The organism is Paenibacillus sp. AD87, from assembly GCF_001659845.1.
Lineage (GTDB): Bacteria > Bacillota > Bacilli > Paenibacillales > Paenibacillaceae > Paenibacillus > Paenibacillus marchantiae.
Map to the genome: position 1 here is coordinate 5,000,679 of NZ_LXQN01000007.1, position 17,285 is coordinate 5,017,963.

Annotated in this window: 18 protein-coding genes; 3 read left to right on the forward strand and 15 right to left on the reverse strand. The window is 45.2% G+C overall.

Going from position 1 to position 17,285, the window contains the following annotated elements:
• Nucleotides 1–42: 42 nt before the first annotated feature.
• From gpAD87_RS22075 to gpAD87_RS22120, 11 genes are all read right to left on the reverse strand, one after another.
• On the reverse strand, nucleotides 43–816 hold the full coding sequence (locus gpAD87_RS22075; RefSeq protein WP_024631358.1) for a sigma-70 family RNA polymerase sigma factor: 774 nt from the start codon (nucleotides 814–816) through the stop codon (nucleotides 43–45).
• Nucleotides 813–1,265, reverse strand: coding sequence for an anti-sigma B factor RsbW (gene rsbW / locus gpAD87_RS22080; RefSeq protein WP_063566601.1), 453 nt, complete (start codon nucleotides 1,263–1,265; stop codon nucleotides 813–815). Before rsbW ends, gpAD87_RS22075 begins: the two co-directional genes overlap by 4 nt.
• 18 nt (nucleotides 1,266–1,283) lie before the next feature.
• Complete coding sequence (locus gpAD87_RS22085) at nucleotides 1,284–1,622, reverse strand: STAS domain-containing protein (RefSeq protein ID WP_063566600.1); 339 nt, start codon at nucleotides 1,620–1,622, stop codon at nucleotides 1,284–1,286.
• Nucleotides 1,623–1,708: 86 nt separating this feature from the next.
• Nucleotides 1,709–3,385, reverse strand: coding sequence for a response regulator (locus gpAD87_RS22090; RefSeq protein WP_064640586.1), 1,677 nt, complete (start codon nucleotides 3,383–3,385; stop codon nucleotides 1,709–1,711).
• Between the two features lie 16 nt (nucleotides 3,386–3,401).
• Nucleotides 3,402–4,274, reverse strand: a complete 873-nt coding sequence (locus gpAD87_RS22095; protein ID WP_063566598.1) for a CheR family methyltransferase — start codon at nucleotides 4,272–4,274, stop codon at nucleotides 3,402–3,404.
• Between the two features lie 71 nt (nucleotides 4,275–4,345).
• Nucleotides 4,346–8,065, reverse strand: coding sequence for a response regulator (locus gpAD87_RS22100; protein ID WP_064640587.1), 3,720 nt, complete (start codon nucleotides 8,063–8,065; stop codon nucleotides 4,346–4,348).
• Nucleotides 8,062–9,231, reverse strand: coding sequence for a PP2C family protein-serine/threonine phosphatase (locus gpAD87_RS22105; RefSeq protein WP_064640588.1), 1,170 nt, complete (start codon nucleotides 9,229–9,231; stop codon nucleotides 8,062–8,064). The genes gpAD87_RS22100 and gpAD87_RS22105 overlap by 4 nt, the downstream gene beginning before the upstream one ends.
• Nucleotides 9,232–9,415: 184 nt before the next feature.
• Nucleotides 9,416–9,583, reverse strand: a complete 168-nt coding sequence (locus gpAD87_RS32285) for a hypothetical protein (RefSeq protein ID WP_197521464.1) — start codon at nucleotides 9,581–9,583, stop codon at nucleotides 9,416–9,418.
• A 39-nt stretch (nucleotides 9,584–9,622) separates the two neighbouring features.
• Complete coding sequence (locus tag gpAD87_RS22110; RefSeq protein ID WP_064640589.1) at nucleotides 9,623–9,967, reverse strand: general stress protein; 345 nt, start codon at nucleotides 9,965–9,967, stop codon at nucleotides 9,623–9,625.
• A gap of 93 nt (nucleotides 9,968–10,060) precedes the next feature.
• Nucleotides 10,061–10,594, reverse strand: a complete 534-nt coding sequence (locus tag gpAD87_RS22115) for a hypothetical protein (RefSeq protein WP_064640590.1) — start codon at nucleotides 10,592–10,594, stop codon at nucleotides 10,061–10,063.
• A gap of 66 nt (nucleotides 10,595–10,660) precedes the next feature.
• Nucleotides 10,661–11,173, reverse strand: a complete 513-nt coding sequence (locus gpAD87_RS22120; protein ID WP_063566593.1) for a DUF948 domain-containing protein — start codon at nucleotides 11,171–11,173, stop codon at nucleotides 10,661–10,663.
• Nucleotides 11,174–11,392: 219 nt separating this feature from the next.
• Here gpAD87_RS22120 and gpAD87_RS31570 point away from each other — a divergent pair, with 219 nt between their 5' ends.
• Entirely contained in the window at nucleotides 11,393–11,557 is a 165-nt protein-coding gene (locus gpAD87_RS31570) for a DUF1328 domain-containing protein (protein WP_017692264.1), read from the forward strand.
• A gap of 398 nt (nucleotides 11,558–11,955) precedes the next feature.
• Nucleotides 11,956–12,459, forward strand: coding sequence for a hypothetical protein (locus gpAD87_RS22125; protein WP_157258506.1), 504 nt, complete (start codon nucleotides 11,956–11,958; stop codon nucleotides 12,457–12,459).
• A gap of 104 nt (nucleotides 12,460–12,563) precedes the next feature.
• Here gpAD87_RS22125 and gpAD87_RS22130 read toward each other — a convergent pair whose 3' ends face one another.
• Nucleotides 12,564–13,454: a cation diffusion facilitator family transporter gene (locus gpAD87_RS22130; RefSeq protein WP_063566592.1), complete on the reverse strand. Its 891-nt coding sequence runs from the start codon at nucleotides 13,452–13,454 to the stop codon at nucleotides 12,564–12,566.
• A gap of 292 nt (nucleotides 13,455–13,746) precedes the next feature.
• Between gpAD87_RS22130 and gpAD87_RS22135 the strand changes: the two genes are divergently transcribed.
• On the forward strand, nucleotides 13,747–13,935 hold the full coding sequence (locus tag gpAD87_RS22135) for a hypothetical protein (protein WP_063566591.1): 189 nt from the start codon (nucleotides 13,747–13,749) through the stop codon (nucleotides 13,933–13,935).
• 171 nt (nucleotides 13,936–14,106) lie between these two features.
• Here gpAD87_RS22135 and gpAD87_RS22140 read toward each other — a convergent pair whose 3' ends face one another.
• The 3 genes from gpAD87_RS22140 to cydS all read right to left on the reverse strand — a co-directional run bounded on the left by gpAD87_RS22140 (nucleotide 14,107) and on the right by cydS (nucleotide 17,281).
• On the reverse strand, nucleotides 14,107–15,732 hold the full coding sequence (locus tag gpAD87_RS22140) for an ABC-F family ATP-binding cassette domain-containing protein (RefSeq protein ID WP_064640591.1): 1,626 nt from the start codon (nucleotides 15,730–15,732) through the stop codon (nucleotides 14,107–14,109).
• Nucleotides 15,733–15,947: 215 nt separating this feature from the next.
• Nucleotides 15,948–17,012, reverse strand: a complete 1,065-nt coding sequence (locus gpAD87_RS22145) for an MBL fold metallo-hydrolase (RefSeq protein WP_064640592.1) — start codon at nucleotides 17,010–17,012, stop codon at nucleotides 15,948–15,950.
• A gap of 71 nt (nucleotides 17,013–17,083) precedes the next feature.
• Complete coding sequence (gene cydS, locus gpAD87_RS22150) at nucleotides 17,084–17,281, reverse strand: cytochrome bd oxidase small subunit CydS (protein WP_063566588.1); 198 nt, start codon at nucleotides 17,279–17,281, stop codon at nucleotides 17,084–17,086.
• Nucleotides 17,282–17,285: the final 4 nt, after the last annotated feature.

The following is a 17,285-nucleotide window of genomic DNA, read 5'->3' on the forward strand; positions in this document are numbered from 1 at the left end:
TCCTTCTCTATGCCGTGCTCAATATCATCACCGATCTACATCTCATAATAATGAAGCATTCGACATAATCTGTTTTAATTTCTCAGTGGCTCGCTTCTGGATACGGGATACACTCATTTGGGATACTCCCAATTTCTGAGCAATTGCCCGCTGCGACTGACCATCCTGAAATGCCAAAATAAGCACTTTTTGTTCCTGTTCTTTCAATTGTCCCAATGCCTGCTGCAAGTCCATCCGCTTCTCAACCGAATCGAAGTCATTCACATCAGAACTGATCAGTTCGCCCAAAGTGGCTGCACTCTCATCCTGTGATAGCGGAGAATCCAGTGACACATAGTGGTAACATTCCCGACCAGCCAAGACTTCGATGGTTTCCTCAGGGGTTAAATCCAGGTACTCAGCAATCTCGTTCACACCTGGTGAACGCTCCAGCTTCACTGTCAATTCATCAATAGCATGCTGGACAAGTGCTCCCTTTTCCTTAATTCTGCGGGGCACCTGAATGTACCAGGACTTGTCCCTTAAATAATTCTTCATATGACCGATCATGCTCTTCATGGCATAAGGTTCAAACGGAATACCCAGATTGATATCGTATTGCTTAAGCAAACGAATTAGGGCCATTTGCCCGGTCTGATACAAATCCTCATACAGATCGGGTCGATTCCGCGCAATTTTACCTGCTGCCATCTTCACCATCGGTTCATATTTGCGGATAAGAACTGTTGCAATTTCGTTATCCTGGGTTTGCTGGTATTCCCAGATCAAACCTATTGCTTCAGACATGGACTCTGGGGGAGTCACTTTTTCATTCATACTTTCTCCTCACTTCTTGCAAGACGTTTTACGAGTACTACTTTCGTACCTTTGCCCGTCTCACTTTCCACACTGACATCGTCCATCAGGGCTTGCATCAGGTAAAATCCAAGTCCACCGATTTGGGCATCTGTGAGTTCTTTGTCATGAAGGCCTGCACGGGATACTGCCGGGTTAATGTTCTCGAAGCTGGCTCCTTCATCTTTGACGGTAATAGCCAGCGTGTCATTATCCACTTCGAACACAACCTCAACCATGCCGCCTTCGTGTGAGTAAGCATACAGTACAGAGTTATTACAAGCCTCGGATACAGCAACCTTCATATCCTCAATGTCCTCATAAGAAAATCCCATTTTGGACGCAACACCATAAAGATTGAGTCTTACAATATCAACGTAATCAGCTGTCGCCGGTAAATTAAGGGTGACTCTTTGAACTTCTGCATTCATTCCTTTTTCGATCCTTTCCTATTGGGAATTCTTCTGTGAGACAAAGAATTTGGCAATACCCGTCATATCAAAAAGTTTCTGAATTTGCGCAGGAACTTCCTGTACTTCAAAGCGAGCTTCCATTCCATGCCGTGCTTTCAGAACAGATAACAGGATACCAATCCCTGTACTATCGATGTACTTCAAGTCTTGCATGTTAATAATCAAATCTTGTTCCTTGTTGTCCACAAGCGGCTCCATCACTAAACGGAATTCAGGAGCAACCGACAAATCCAGTTCGCCAGTCAGATACACCGTGCACACGCCATCAAGTGTTTCTGTTCTTGCATTGAATTTTTCATTTTTATTTGTATTCATTAGACATCTCTCTCCTGATCAATGGTTTCTTTACCTAATAACCCATCTACAGCACATATGAAACAGTAATCGAATTAGAAAATATTTCAATTGGCCTGATTTATGGCCGATGTGTTGGATTTGAACCCTTGTCTTTCTTCCTGAAATCGGGACAACTTCTGTTTCACATTGCCCATTTTCACAGGTTTGCTAATGTAATCGTCCATACCGACAGTGGAACATCGCTGCTGAATACCATCCATGACATTGGCGGTCATCGCTACTATAACCGGCTGCTGGTCTTGAGGAAGGCTCTCACGAATTCTGCGAGTACACTCCAATCCATCCATCACGGGCATTTGCAAATCCATAAATATATAATCATAATTGCGGTTCGCCAAAACCATCTCCAGCGCCTTCTTGCCATCTTCGGCGATATCTGCGACGAGTCCAAGCTTGCCCAGCATAATGGACATTAGTTTCTGATTAATAGGGTGATCATCGACAATTAATACGCTTGGATGCATTTCATAATTCTTTTTAATGTCCGTAAGCTGATCTTCCCCCATACCTGTGGTCAGCTCAGTCTCGACATACCGCTGCGCTTGAATGGTAAATACAAACGTAGCACCACGCAGCTCCGACGTATCCAGATATATCTTTCCGCCCATCATTTCAACGAGCGTTTTGCATATAGCCAGCCCCAGACCCGTTCCACCATACTTACGCGTCATGGATGTATCCAGTTGGGAAAACGGCTGGAACAGACGATCAACTTTGTCTGGCGCTATGCCTATTCCTGTATCTTTTACAGCAAACTCCAGCGTCATTCGCCCGTCTTTTTCCTCATTAACGGATACGATCAGATACACGCCGCCATGGTCCGTGAACTTGATGGCATTGGCAATCAGATTCAACAAAACCTGGCGCAGCCTTGCCATATCTCCATAGATCAGTTCGGGTACCGAATCTTCCAGGAAATATTCCAGCTCAATATTCTTTTTGCCAGCTTCAACCGCGAAGAGTCTCAGTACTTCACGAATACAGGAAACAAGTTCGAACGGATGCTCTTCCAGCTCCATTTTGCCGGATTCCATCTTGGTGAAATCGAGGATATCGTTAATCACCGTAACGAGTGCATCGGCACTGCGACGTACAATGTCCGCATATTCCTTCTGATCTTCCTTCAGATCCGTTTCCATCAACAGATCAACCATACCGATAACGCCGTTCATCGGGGTACGAATCTCATGACTCATCATGGCAAGGAACTCGGTCTTCGCATTTGCAGCAATTTCCGCTTCCTCTTTGGCCTGAACGAGTTGCTGGTTCATTTTCTCCAGTTCCTGCGTCTTCTGATGCAGCAGCATCGTCTGTGTTTTCAAACGTTTATTCGTGATAAACATTTCTACAAAGCCCTCGATTTTGGATTTCAAAATTTGAGGGATAAACGGCTTGACCATATAATCAATGGCTCCTGCAGAATAACCTGCAAATAAGTGCTCTGCCTCTCTGCTATTTGCAGAGATGAAAATAATCGGCACGTCCTTGGACTTGTCACGCGCCTTGATTAACTTTGCTGTCTCAATTCCGTCCATCCCAGGCATCTGCACATCCAGCACAATGACCGCAAATTCGTCTTTCAGCAAACAGCGAAGTGCCTCTTCCCCGGAGGTTGCCTTGACGAGCTTGTACTGTTCCGATTCCAGAACCGCTTCGAGAGCGAGCAGGTTCTCGGGGCGGTCATCTACCAATAATATGTGGATTGGTTCATTGAGCCCCATGACTAAGCTTAACCCCCTATTTAATCTTCCGGTATATTTTTTCCGTCCGGTCTAACGGCTCGTAGGCATCGCTGAATTCCGTAAAATGTATCGATTCTTTGGACCCCAGAACAAGGATGCCGAAGTGACTCAAACTTTCATGAAAAAGTCCGTGCACATGGTTTCGCAGTTCATCATTAAAATAAATCATGACATTGCGGCAAAAGATCACATTAAACTCGTTAAATGACCGGTCTGTTGCCAAATTATGTTCGGCAAAAATAATATTTTTCCGTAAATAAGGATGAAATATAACGGAATTATATTTCGCAGTGTAATACTCCGAGAATGCGCGGGTGCCCCCGGCTTCCAGATAATTTGTAGTATATAATTTCATTTTCTCAATGCCATATACGCCTTCCTTGGCCTGCTGCAATGAGCGATCATTCATATCTGTTGCGTATATTCTTGCCTTGTCGTACAGTCCTTCCTCATGCAGCATAATCGCCATGGAATAGACTTCTTCTCCTGTAGAACATCCAGCATGCCATATCCGGATATATGGATAAGTCCTCAGTACAGGAATAATCTGTTCCCGGAAGAACCGAAACAAGGTTGGATCACGAAACATTTCTGTTACAGGGATGGACAGATTCTGTACAAAACGATCAAATGCAGAACGGTCATGAAGCACTTTTTCCTGTAAACCTGAAATGGTCTTTAGTCCTTCGGCATGTACATAATGCCAGATTCTACGTCTTAACGACGGTAACGCGTAGTTCCTGAAATCATATCCATATAAACGGTGCATACCTTCCAATAGCAATTCGATCTCGATCAGTTCACGCTCTTCATCTTGCGGCATGCGGATCGATTCTGCCTCCGCCTCGGTAGGTTCCCACGGTGTCATATCTTCTCTCCACTTCTTCATTTGTTACTTGCGTAATAGATGTATTGTCCTTCATTACCCAAACTATCGGGTTACGAATACAGCCATACCCGCATTAGGGATAACAATTGATCCGTTTGGATCGGTTTTTTTACATAATCGGACGCTCCAGCCTCGATACACTTGCCACGATCCTCTTTCATGGCTTTTGCGGTTAAGGCGATAATTGGCAATTTTTCAAACTTCGGTATCTGTCTGATCCGTGTCATGGCCTCATAACCGTCCATCTCCGGCATCATCATATCCATTAATACTAGATCAATCTCCGGGTTCTTATCCAGAATCTCCAGAGCTTCACGGCCGTTCTCCGCAAATGTCACATCCATGCGATAGCCTTCAAGCACGCTTGAAAGGGCAAATACATTACGGATGTCATCATCTACTAGCAATATTTTCTTGCCTTCAAACAAGGTTTCCTTATTATGCAGCTTCTGCAGAATTCGACGCTTGTCTTCCGGCAGGTTAGCTTCTACCCGGTGCAAGAACAAGGTCGTCTCATCGAGCAGACGTTCAGGTGACTTCACGTCTTTGATGATAATGGATTCCGCGTATTTGCGAAGCTTCATCTCTTCTTTGCTGTCGAGCTCTTTGCCTGTATATATAATAATCGGCAGATCATTCAGATACTGATCGTCCCGAATCTGGTCAAGCAGCTCGAATCCGGTCATATCTGTCAGCATCAAGTCCAGAACCATGCAGTCATAGCGTTGACTGTGCAATTCATTCAAGGCCTCACTGCCAGTGGACACTGCTGTGATTGCAACATCATCGTGGCCAATCAGTTCAATGATGGCTTTCCGCTGTATTTCATCATCTTCCACAATCAATAGGCGTTTCAATTGATTCTCTGTATAGGATTCGATATGCGAGAAAGCTTTATCCAGCGAATCTTTACTGGAAGGTTTTTTCAGATAAGCAATGGCTCCCATCATCAAACCTTGTTTCATATCATCAATAACTGAGATGACATGTACCGGGATATGACGTGTCGCCGAGCTGCTTTTCAACTCACCCAGAATCGCCCAGCCATCCATCACAGGCAACTGGATATCGAGGATAATCGCATCCGGCAAATATTGACGGGCCATTTCGAGTCCTATGTCTCCCTGAAGCGCCACAATAGCCTTAAATCCTCTGCCTCTCGCCATATCCATCAAAATGTGCGCAAAATTCACATCGTCCTCAATGATGAGGAGAATCTTGTCACCTTCCAAGAGGTTTTCCTGATCATCCTCCAATTGTACAGGTACAGGGGAGTCGGATTGAGGCAGCTCCATAATTGAAATGCTTTCCGTATCAGGTGTCAGCACGGTCTGTCTGCCTGAATGCATCGTCTGTGAGTCTCTTCCGAAGTTTTCAATCTGAGAAGCAGTAGCGGCTTCTCTTGCCGCGTCGTCCACCTGAACCTCCTCTTCGTGATTATCCGGCAGGAACAAGGTAAAGCTACTGCCCACACCTTCGGAAGACTCTACCTGAATAGCACCGCCAAGCAGGCGGGCAAGTTCGCGACTTATGGACAATCCCAGGCCCGTGCCGCCATATTTACGGCTGGTTGTACCGTCCACCTGCTGGAATGCTTCAAAGATCAGATCCGTCTTGTCCGATGGAATTCCGATGCCGGTATCCTTCACGGTGAAGCCTACGTATTCCTGGTTCGTATTCAGGTACCCAGGAAGCTCTTCTGTTTTCATCTTCCGCCCAATCAGGCTTACAGATCCACGGTTCGTAAACTTGAACGCGTTCGACAACAGATTCCGTAAAATCTGTTTGACGCGGTGGCTGTCGGTATATACCCATTCCGGCAAATTGCTGTCGAACTCAATGTTCAGGTTGAGTTCTTTTTTGTTCGCCATTGGGCCAAAATTTTGTTGAACAAAGCTGGTCAGTTCTTCCATGCGCACCGTCTCATAATTGATATCCATTTTGCCCGCATCCACCTTGGACAGATCCAAAATTTCATCAATCATTTTCAGCAAATCCGCACCGGACATATAGATCGTCTGGGCATATTCCTGCTGTTTAACACTCAGGTTTCCATCCTTATTCTCGGATAACAATTGGGACAGGATCAGAAGACTGTTAAGTGGTGTGCGCAATTCATGCGACATATTTGCCAAAAATTCCGACTTGTATTTACTCGTCATCGACAATTGCATGGCTTGCTGTTCCAACTGAGTTTTGGTTTTCTCAATCTCGTCGTTCTTCTCTTCCACTTCACGTACCTGTTCTTCCAGTGCACGAGTCTTGGCAATCAGCTCAGTATTGAAGTGCTCCAATTCTTCCTGTTGACGCTGTAACAGCTCTTCAGAACGTTTGAGAGCTCCCGTCTGTTCTTCCAGATTCTCATTCGAACGGCGCAGCTCCTCTTGCTGTGTCTGTAGCTCTTCGGATTGCACCTGCAATTCCTCAGTGAGCGCCTGGGATTCACGCAGCAATTCCTCCACCCGCAAACGACGACGAACGTTGTTAAGAATAACGCCCAAATTCATAATCAGTTGTGAGAACAACTGTGTATGCAGATTCGTGAACCCTTCAAACGAAGCCAATTCGACAACGCCAATCAGTTCATCCTCAAATACGACAGGATAGATCATCACACCAGAAGCACGCGATGATCCCGTTGCTGATCCGATGTTCACATAATCCTCTGGAGTTTTTTCCAGAATGATTGGTGTCATATCCAATGCGGCTTGGCCAATTAACCCCTCGCCGATACGGTAAACCTCTTTGCCAACATCTTCATTTTCTTCAAATGCGTAGGCACCATAACGTCTCAGTTCGTCTGGATGTTTCTCTTCATCGATCAGGTATACGACACCTAGTTGAGCTCCAAGCACAGGTGTAAATTCGCTGATAAACATCTGCGAGATCTGACGAATCGACCCTATACCCCGCAACAATTCTGGAACTCTAGCAATGTTCGAACTCATCCAATTCTGATCTTGCTGTGCTTGTAAATAAGCTTTCTCAACTTCTAGTTTTTCTTCCAAATCATTGGATACATCCTTGAACACACTGGCAATCTGACCAATCTCGTCGGTAGACTTCACCTGTATACGGCGAATGGTTCGATAACGCCCTTTGCCAAAACTAGTAATCATCATGGACACGGTATTCAGACCGCGTGTAATACTTGGCAGCACCCACATAATGACACCCAACGCGAGTAGTAATCCGGCAATCATGATGGCTACTGTAATCTGTACCGCGCGCATATAGGCTGCGTTAGCATCCTTAATCTCGGTATCTATCTCCTGGTCCTGATAACGGGATAGGGCATTCAGGCTGTCTACAGCTTCCTTTTGCACTGCCAAACCGATTGAGTTCCGGTAGTTATTGGCATCCTCTGCCCGATTCTGAGACATCAAACTGACCTGTCTTTCAGCATAAGCATTATAAGCTTCCCAGGCCGTATTCACACGATCCACCAGTTGATGCTCTGGTGCGCTGTCCGCCCGATCCCGCACTTCCTCAAGGTAGCCTTCGCCTTTTTTCTGCATCTCCTTCAAATCGCCGTCTGCAGCACTTATCGAATTGTTGGGATTCAGCAACAAGTTAGCCAGCACTTTGGCTATATCATTGACCTCTCCACGTGCAGCAGAAGTATATCTGACTTTGAGGTATCGCTCCTGATACATCTGATCGATCTGTTTATTGCTGCTGTTCAGCCGTTCGTAACTCACAAACGTAAGCACAATCATAATGGCCATCAGAGCTGTAAAGCCAATCAGCAGTTTATTTCTGATCTTCATTCAGCTTCGACCCCTTTATTTAAGGTAATCCATACCAAACATTTATCATCATCCCGCTCCTGCGGAATCTCATCATCGAAGAACAACGCCTGCATGGCCGCTTCATCCCACTGATGGGAACCCGCCAGTTTTTCCTTCAAAAATGCCTGCTGCATTTCCTGATCACCCTGTACGGCTTCAGTCAAACCATCCGTATAAAGGGCAATATGCCCATCGCCTTCATAGTGAATGGTCTGTGGTTCAATATCCATCTTGTCGAACAGGCCTACAGGACAGCAGACGCTGTCAAGCGTTGTCACACTTCCGTCCTGGCGGAAAAAGAGTGCTGGCGGGTGACCTGCGTTAACATAATCAATTCGCTTCATTCGTGTATCTACGACCAGATATATCGCTGTAAAATAGTACTGCACCAGCTGTTTTTCCAGATGCAACTGATTAAAGCGACGATTCAGCTCCTGAATAACCTTCTCCGGGTCTACATACGTTGTAACGGTGTCTTTCAGCACGGAAGCAATAAACATGGTAAATAGGGATGAAGATATTCCATGTCCCATCATATCCAGTAATAGGACTCCATATCTGCCTTCACCAAGCGGGTACCACGAATACAGATCACCCGCAAGTTCAAACGAAGGTTTGTAAATTGCATTAACGTGGAACAATGGATCTTCAATTGCTGGGCTTAACACAGCATTCTGTACCATTGCCGCAAGTTTCAGTTCATCTTGAATCCGTTGATCCCGCTCTTTATGCCAATCCTTCTCTTGTTTCAGACGAAGCGCAAGACGGATTCTAGCCATCAGTTCGACTTTATTAATAGGTTTAGTCACATAATCGGATGCACCTGCATCCAGCGCCTCGGCCAATTTCTTGGAATCTCCGATCGCGGTTACCATAATAATGGGTATATCCTTGAGATTTTCAAATTTCTGCACAATACTGCATGCTTCGATTCCATCCATCTCTGGCATCATCATATCTAGCAAAATCAGGTCAATATCCGACGGCTTGGGACGAAGTTCATTGTTTTCCTCACCAATCCCAAGGACTTCAAACATCTCCATGGCAGAACTTGCCGTTACAATGTCACGATAGTTTTCTTTTTTCAGAATTTCTCGAATGATAATGACATTCGTCGGATTGTCGTCAACAATAAGTATTCTCATTTCTATCTCCTTATCTGTGGCGTCCGGGTTTGTCGATTCTTATCAGATCAGCTAACAACCTTAATTATACAAATTTCGCATACAACACAGCGGTAGACATAATAATTCCTAGTATAACTATAATCGTATTATCAAAAAACTTCTATCAGTAAATGGCACCATCGCAGGAGAATTCACCCGCTTGTTACCCTGTTTTTGCTGCGTTCTGATCCCGCTTCCAAACTTGCAAAAACATAGATAAGGAATGGGGATATCCCCATTCCTTATCTATGTTTTTGGTTAAGCATTCTGCGTCATCAACTTGAAAGCTCTTTTGAATGATGCAAAATACTTGATTCTGAAGCTTGTCCATTCTCAGAAGGCTCCAGCTTACGTGTTTGTATCGGCTAAGCTATTCTTTCTTTTTGGCAATCACAAGTACTTTGCCTTTATCGAGTTCACTCTCGTAAAAATCTGCCTCAGCTTCGGTGAAGCCCATCGAAACAATTTTGGCCCGGAGTTCATCACCGCGGGAGCGGAACAGATTCGCCAAGGAATCAAATACGCCTTCTTCCTTGATGCCAATCTCTTTGGCATCTGCCGTATCGGCAATCCGATCTGTACGATCCTTTTCATGGGCTAGAACGAAGATATGATCAGCAAGGTATCCGGTAATCTGCAATTCTTTCACCGCTTCTACCGCTTGGACTCCGTTTTCTACCACTTTTGCATAAGCTTGCGCATTGGTTGAATTCATCGTTTCCACTCTCCTCTGATTATTCTTCTTTATCGAGCTACTTAGTATATAACCATACGATATCGGGTTGAAACGTTTCTGGATTAACCAATCTTAGGAAACTGATTCATCAAAGAGGTCTATTCCTTCAATATGATTGGAGCCTGGCTTCATATATACTTTCAGCGCCTGACTTCCTCGAAGAAATACTTCTCCATCCTCTGCTACATAATACGGCTTGCCCAAAACATCTCGAATGGCCTCAATATTCATATCAATCCATTCCTGATTAAGCTTCAGACGTTTCTCGGAAGCATCAATATGCACATAATTGACCACTCCTGTATCTTCGCAGAGCCCAACCGTTACATCTTTGAATTGATACTCAGGACAACCCAGGTATGGATCAAGTTCCTTACGAACCGGTTTGCCTTTATTGGCTAAAATATCATTCATGCTGTCATCCAGAGAAATGTCATTCAGAGTCCGAAAGTGCTGGACAGGTCCGGATCGATCAGCAGCCAGAATGATCTCTGGTGTCTCCTCTTCCACTACCGTCCATTGCATATCATGAGCAGCGGGTGCCGCTGCCGGTTGAACGGAAAAGGGAGAAATTACGCTAAACATAACAAGCAGTAGTTTCATCATGATTCTCACCCTTTCATCAGGTTCATCACCGCTCTGAAGACTTCTATTCATTACAAAACGGTCATGCTATTTCCGCATACGTTGCCATACATTAGCGGCTACATCCACATATTTCAGCCAGCCTTTTCCTCCTTTGGCATCATCATGATATGTAGCTTCATAGGATTGCAGTGTCCGATCTGTCGGTGTAGCAGGCGGCGTCTGTACTACATTCGCTACTTCTGAACGTTTGTTTTGTTCAGTGCTGCTGCGTTTCGTCTGAAACTTGGCCATCAAAGTGGATGACACCTGCTTTGCTGCTTCCGTCACTTCGTTCAGCACTTCACCCAGATTCTGTACAGATTCCATAACGGGATCAATTTGTTTCATTTTGTGCTGCACATCAACTGTAATATCATTGGCATGCCTTACCGTCTGTTTAACTTCATAACTAAGCTCATCAATGGTCTTCTGAACTTCCTGCAGTGTCTGTGACACATTGTCGAGTGAACCCTGAGCGGACTTCAAGGTACGAATTAAAAAGAATACAAGTACTGCAAATGCAATTGCAATTAAAGCCACACTAATTTGATAGATCATAAAAGAACCTCACTTTCCAGTATAAATCGGTTTTGTTATTGCTTAGTTACCCGACCCATTCCGAGGCGAAACAAATAGGATATGAACTGTAAAAACAACTCCTCCTGGTAAAATATCGCAATGTTTCAACCCGAAAGGCCTCGGTTAAAGAACAACTACACACGGCAGTGAGACGAACACTTCTCGCTACCAAGTTCTATAAACGAAAGGATGATAACCATGTTGAAATGGTCGGTACTATTTCTAATTATTGCTCTTGTTGCTGGTATTTTCGGATTCTTCGGTATTGTTGAAGCAGCTGCTTCAATTGCCAAAGTACTCTTCTTCATCTTTGTTGTACTGTTCGTCATCTCCCTGATTACGGGACGTAGCCGAATGCGATGAATGGGACTTCCCAATTATGAACAACACTCGATACATACAAAAGCCTATCGCGCTTGCAAAAGCCGGTAGGCTTTTGTGCGTTCCATAATCTCTTTTTTGCAACAATTCTTCCCCAAGCACATTGCGACTTCTCTCTATTATGTATTACGCTCCCTTCTGGTCTATTCATCGCTTCTCCCCGATTACATCATAAAAACAGGACCATTATGACATAGCCAACCCGGTTTTCTCCCACCGAAGTATGATATTTACAGGCTCTCCTTATACCCACATATGCTCCAGTTGACACTGGAGAATCCAAGAAAATATTGTTATAATTTGTGATTCACAAGTGAGCTTGCTTGGTTACTTTTAACACAGGACAACAAACTACATACCTAACCGAGGAGGAAAAACAAATGAAAAAAATCGTAAGTTTTGCCGCTGCTCTGACTTTGATGGGTTCCATGGCTGCTGCCGCAGGTGCTGAGGAAGCGGTTACCGGAACGGTAGCTCCAGAAACGGGAACTCCTACAACCACAACAACGCCGGCTGTTGAAGTGAACAAACCTGCTGTAGACACTGTAGAAGGCACAGCTGAGACCGTAACTGGCACAACAGTAGACACAACGGGTACAGAAGGTACTTCAACGACTACTGAAACAACAACGTCAACAAAGGGTGATAAAATCTTTGATGAGCCTGTTGTAAAAGCAGGAGATGAGGTTCTGGTCCCTACGATGCTGCTTAACCTGTTGGAGCGCACATGGTTCTACGATGCACCAAATGGCAAACCAATCGGTGCACTGGGTTCCCAAATCATCGATACGACAGGTGAAGTTGTAGATGGATTCGATGGTGGTCAATGGGTACAAGTATATACGTGGAAAGGTAAAGCTTGGATCCACGTTGCTATTCAATAGTATCGTATAATCGTTCTAACGATAAGTAAAGAGGACAGCACGCAGGCAGCGGCTGTCCTTTTTCATTTCAAAATACGCTTATTTCCGGTTTGTCCCTACCCATTTCAAGGACTTTCCGTCGTTCCTTCTTCCATCTTCGGCTCCACATGCACATGTACATGCATAATGTTATGTGAACGTTTCAAACGCTCTTCGACCCGGTCACAGATCTGATGACCTTCGATCAGGCTCAGTCCTCCATCCACCTCAATAACCACATCCACCAGTACATGACTGCCGTGCACACGCGCCTTCACGTCCTTGATCATTTCCACACCAGGAACCCGCGCCACAGAGGATCTTAGGTCTGTCAGTTCTTTCTGATCAAATCCGTCTGTCAGACGATGTGTTGAATCACGGAAAATCTCCCAAGCTGTCTTACAAATCAACAGACCTACAGCAATTGCAGCTACTTTGTCCAACCAAGGAAGGCCAAATTGTGCACCGATGATCCCGATCGCAGCCCCTATGCTGACCCAGGCATCCGAACGATTATCTTTGGCCGCAGCCATCAGGGCCTGACTGTTAATTTGTTTGGCAAGACGATGATTGTAACGATATACGCCCAGCATTACCAGCGCACAGACAACGGCAACTGCTGCTGACCACAGGTTTGGTGCTACAAAGTTTCCTTCATACCAGGAACGAACTGCTTCAACCAATACCTGCAGGCCAACCATGGCCATAATAAATGAAGCAATTAGGGCAGCGACTGTTTCCGCTCTAAAGTGACCATAGGCATGATCGGAATCAGGTGGCTTTTGGGATATGCGAAGTCCGATCAATACAGCAACCGACGCAACAATATCTGTAAGGTTATTAAAACCATCCGCCAGCAAAGCGCTGGAAGCAAACAAATATCCGCAGATCAATTTAAAAGCAGACAAGACCAGATAGGCCACAATACTGACCCAAGCCCCGCGCTCTCCTTTGCGTATTTCTTCGTAGGCGTTCAAACCGGGCGACACTCCTTTAACGTTTCGTATTACGGTTGTTCCATGTTACCAAATGCGTACCGTGTGGGTCTATAGAAACAGTGTTGCCAAGCTGCATTGCTGTAGGGAAGCCGAAACAAAGTTGCCAGACCGCAGGGCTGTAGGTGAAGAGAAAAAATGTTGGCCCAGTCAAAAAAGTGAAGGTTTTCAGCATTTTATCAGGTTGCCCTTGTGGGGCTTTTGTAAAACGTATAAAATGAGTACATCCCGTCCAATTTGGACGGCTTACTGTAAGACCGGGAGGGAAATAACGATGAGCGATAATAACGAACCGAAAAAGGTCAGTTTGCAGGATGCCATACGCCAGAAACTGGCACAGAAGAAAGAACAGGCAAACACGGGTAACCAATCCAGTGCCTATTTTGAAGGCGGCCCTAAAGCAATGAAGAGCCAAAACAACAAAAAGCCTAACAATCAGCGCCGCCGTACTGGCGGATCCTAGACCGCAAGAAGCTCTTGTATGAGATGTTTCTATGGTCGGTTACAGGATCACCCTGTATGACCAAAAAAGAACCGCAAGCCTCCTCTGGAGAGCTTGCGGTTCTTTTTATCTTTTATAAAAACGTACAGTTAACTACGTTAACCATACTCAATGTAGACAGAATAGCTTATCTTAAGCTTCTACCGGATACATTTTGTTACGCAATTCTTTAATTTCGTCACTTTCCAGGTACTCATCATAGCTCATTTGGCGATCAATGATGCCGTTTGGCGTGATTTCAATAATCCGGTTAGCGATGGTTTGAATGAACTGATGGTCATGGGATGTAAACAGCATGGTACCATCAAAATCAATCATACCGTTGTTCAGTGCGGTAATGGACTCCAGATCCAAGTGGTTCGTTGGCTCATCCAAAATCAGAGCGTTAGCACCTGTTTGCATCATTTTCGCCAACATACAACGAACTTTCTCTCCCCCGGAGAGTACACTTGCTTTTTTCAGGGATTCCTCGCCTGAGAACAACATACGACCCAAGAATCCACGCAGGTACGTTTCATCCTGATCTTTGGAATATTGACGAAGCCAATCCACGAGACTCATATCTACTCCGTCAAAATATTTGGAGTTGTCTTTCGGGAAATAAGCTTGGGTTGTAGTAATACCCCAAGTGTATTCGCCACTATCCGCTTCTGTTTCACCCATAAGGATATCAAACAACAATGATTTGGCATTACCATTCGGGCCAACAAAGGCAATTTTATCCCCTTTATTCACCACAAAGCTGAGATCATTCAGCATGTTCACACCATCAATTGTTTTGTTGATACGGTCAACGGTCAACAATTGTTTACCCGCTTCACGCTCAGGCTTGAAGTTGATGAATGGATATTTCCGGTTCGATGGACGAAGATCATCCAACGTGATTTTGTCAAGTTGTTTCTTACGCGAAGTCGCTTGCTTCGATTTGGAAGCATTCGCAGAGAAACGTTGAATAAAGGCTTGCAAGTCTTTAATCTTCTCTTCTTTTTTCTTATTAGCATCACGTTGCAAAGCAAGTGCCAATTGGCTGGATTCATACCAGAAATCGTAGTTACCTACGTACAGCTGGATTTTACCGAAATCGATATCTGCAATGTGTGTACATACTTTGTTCAGGAAGTGACGGTCATGGGATACTACAATAACGGTACCTTCATAGTCCATGAGGAAGTTTTCCAGCCATTGAATGGATTCGAGATCCAAGTGGTTGGTAGGCTCATCGAGCAACAGGTTGTTTGGACGACCAAACAAGGCTTGTGCAAGCAGGACACGAACTTTTTCGTTACCGCTCAGTTCAACCATTTTCTTCTCATGCATATCACGATCGATACCCAGACCGATCAAGAGTGCCGCTGCATCCGGCTCAGCATCCCAACCGTTCAGCTCAGCAAACTCGCCTTCAAGCTCTCCGGCACGCAGGCCGTCTTCTTCAGTGAAGTCCGCTTTGGCATACAGCGTATCTTTCTCTTTCATAATGGCATAGAGGCGACTGTGGCCCATAATTACCGTTTCGAGCACTTGATATTCATCATATTCGAAGTGGTTTTGCTTCAATACGGCCATGCGTTCGCCCGGGGTGATGTGCACCTCTCCCGAGTTCGATTCGATTTCACCGGACAAAATTTTCAAAAATGTTGATTTGCCGGCTCCATTGGCGCCGATCAGGCCGTAACAGTTGCCTGGTGTGAATTTGATATTCACATCTTCAAAGAGTGCACGTTTTCCGTAGCGAAGCGTGATGCCGCTTGTACTGATCATTAAGCATTACCATCCTTTATTTATTAATCTGCATACTGCATGAATAGCAACTTGCATTAATCTTGGATTCAATATCCCGATGCCTATTCTGGCACCATATTATAACACAAAAAAGCGGCAAATTCGAAAATTGGCCGCTTTTTACTCGTTAAAGATTTGGTAATCGTTTATTCATGCGGATATACCCTTACATTAGCATATTTGGATCACTTTTGTTAGTCCTGTTTGCTTTCTTCGTGTCGAATACGCAATGTTTCCCCATGTCCGAGTACCCGAATGCGCTCTGCGTTGATTCCAAGTCGTTCTCGTTCAACTTCCATTCGATCCAGCGCTTCCTTAGGCGTGTCATCCGCTAACTTAAATGTTCCATAATGCATGGGAACCATAAGCTGGGAACCCGTTTCTACAAATCCCTGCAAAGCTTCTTCCGGCGTCACATGCTGGGATGTCATGAACCATTCCGGGTCGTACGCACCGATTGGCATCAGGGTAACACCGATGTCGAAGCGTTCTCCAATCGTTTTGAATCCCTGAAAGTATCCTGTATCCCCTACAAAATAAATGATTGGCGGACCGCCAGAAGATTGATCAGCCGATGCCTCTATTGACTCATCCGTTCCTGCTGCTCGGGAAATTTCATGACCATGTCCTTCGCTCGTCGCGGCACTCTCCTCCGACGGAATGACTGCCGGGTGATTTTGTTCCAATACATAACCGCCCCAATGGGACGTGTTGGTATCAAATAGGGTTCGGCGTGTCCAGTGCTGCGCGGGTACAAAGGTTATTTTGACCCCGCCAAGCGTAATATGTTCCCACCACTTCATCTCATGACACCGATGGAACCCTTTGCGCACCATTTTGCGCTTGAGACCATCGGGAACGATGAGCAGTGTCTTGGCTGTGACCAACTTCCGCAGCGATGCGAGATGCAAATGATCATAGTGTGAATGCGAGATCAAAATGACATCCAGAGGCGGAATATCCTGAATCGGAATGCCAGGGGCACCGAGTCTGCGCTGAAACCCCATTTTTTCCGCCCAGACCGGGTCTGTCACGATGTTTAGTCCATGATATTGAATGAAAAACGTGGAATGACCAATCCAGGTAATCGTGGTTTCAGCCCGGTTGGCGTGCAGATAATCCAGTTCAGGTGGGTGCTTGGGCACGGTGTAGGAATAATCCTTAACTTTGCTGCGCCGTTGCTCCCTCCATTGCTTGAATTCCTTCAGCGTTTTGTCCGTACTTACATTATCAATGTTGTTATAACGGATTTTCGGCATGAAAGGGCCCTCCTCCCTTCCTCGTATCTTAACAAAAGATTACCCCGAATTGGAAAGTACGTACCAACGAATCAATCCTTTGGATTTTTGCACTTCGCCAAGTAAACGAACAAAAACGCAATTGCAGCCACGATAATCAGTGGCGGGGCGTACATAATCGTAAAGGTCTCAAAAAAACTTAATCCCGTTATACCGGGAATACCCCTCACTCCCTCGTCAGAGCTGAGAAGTAACCGTGGAAGCATGATGAACAGCTTGTTGGGAAGCATGAAC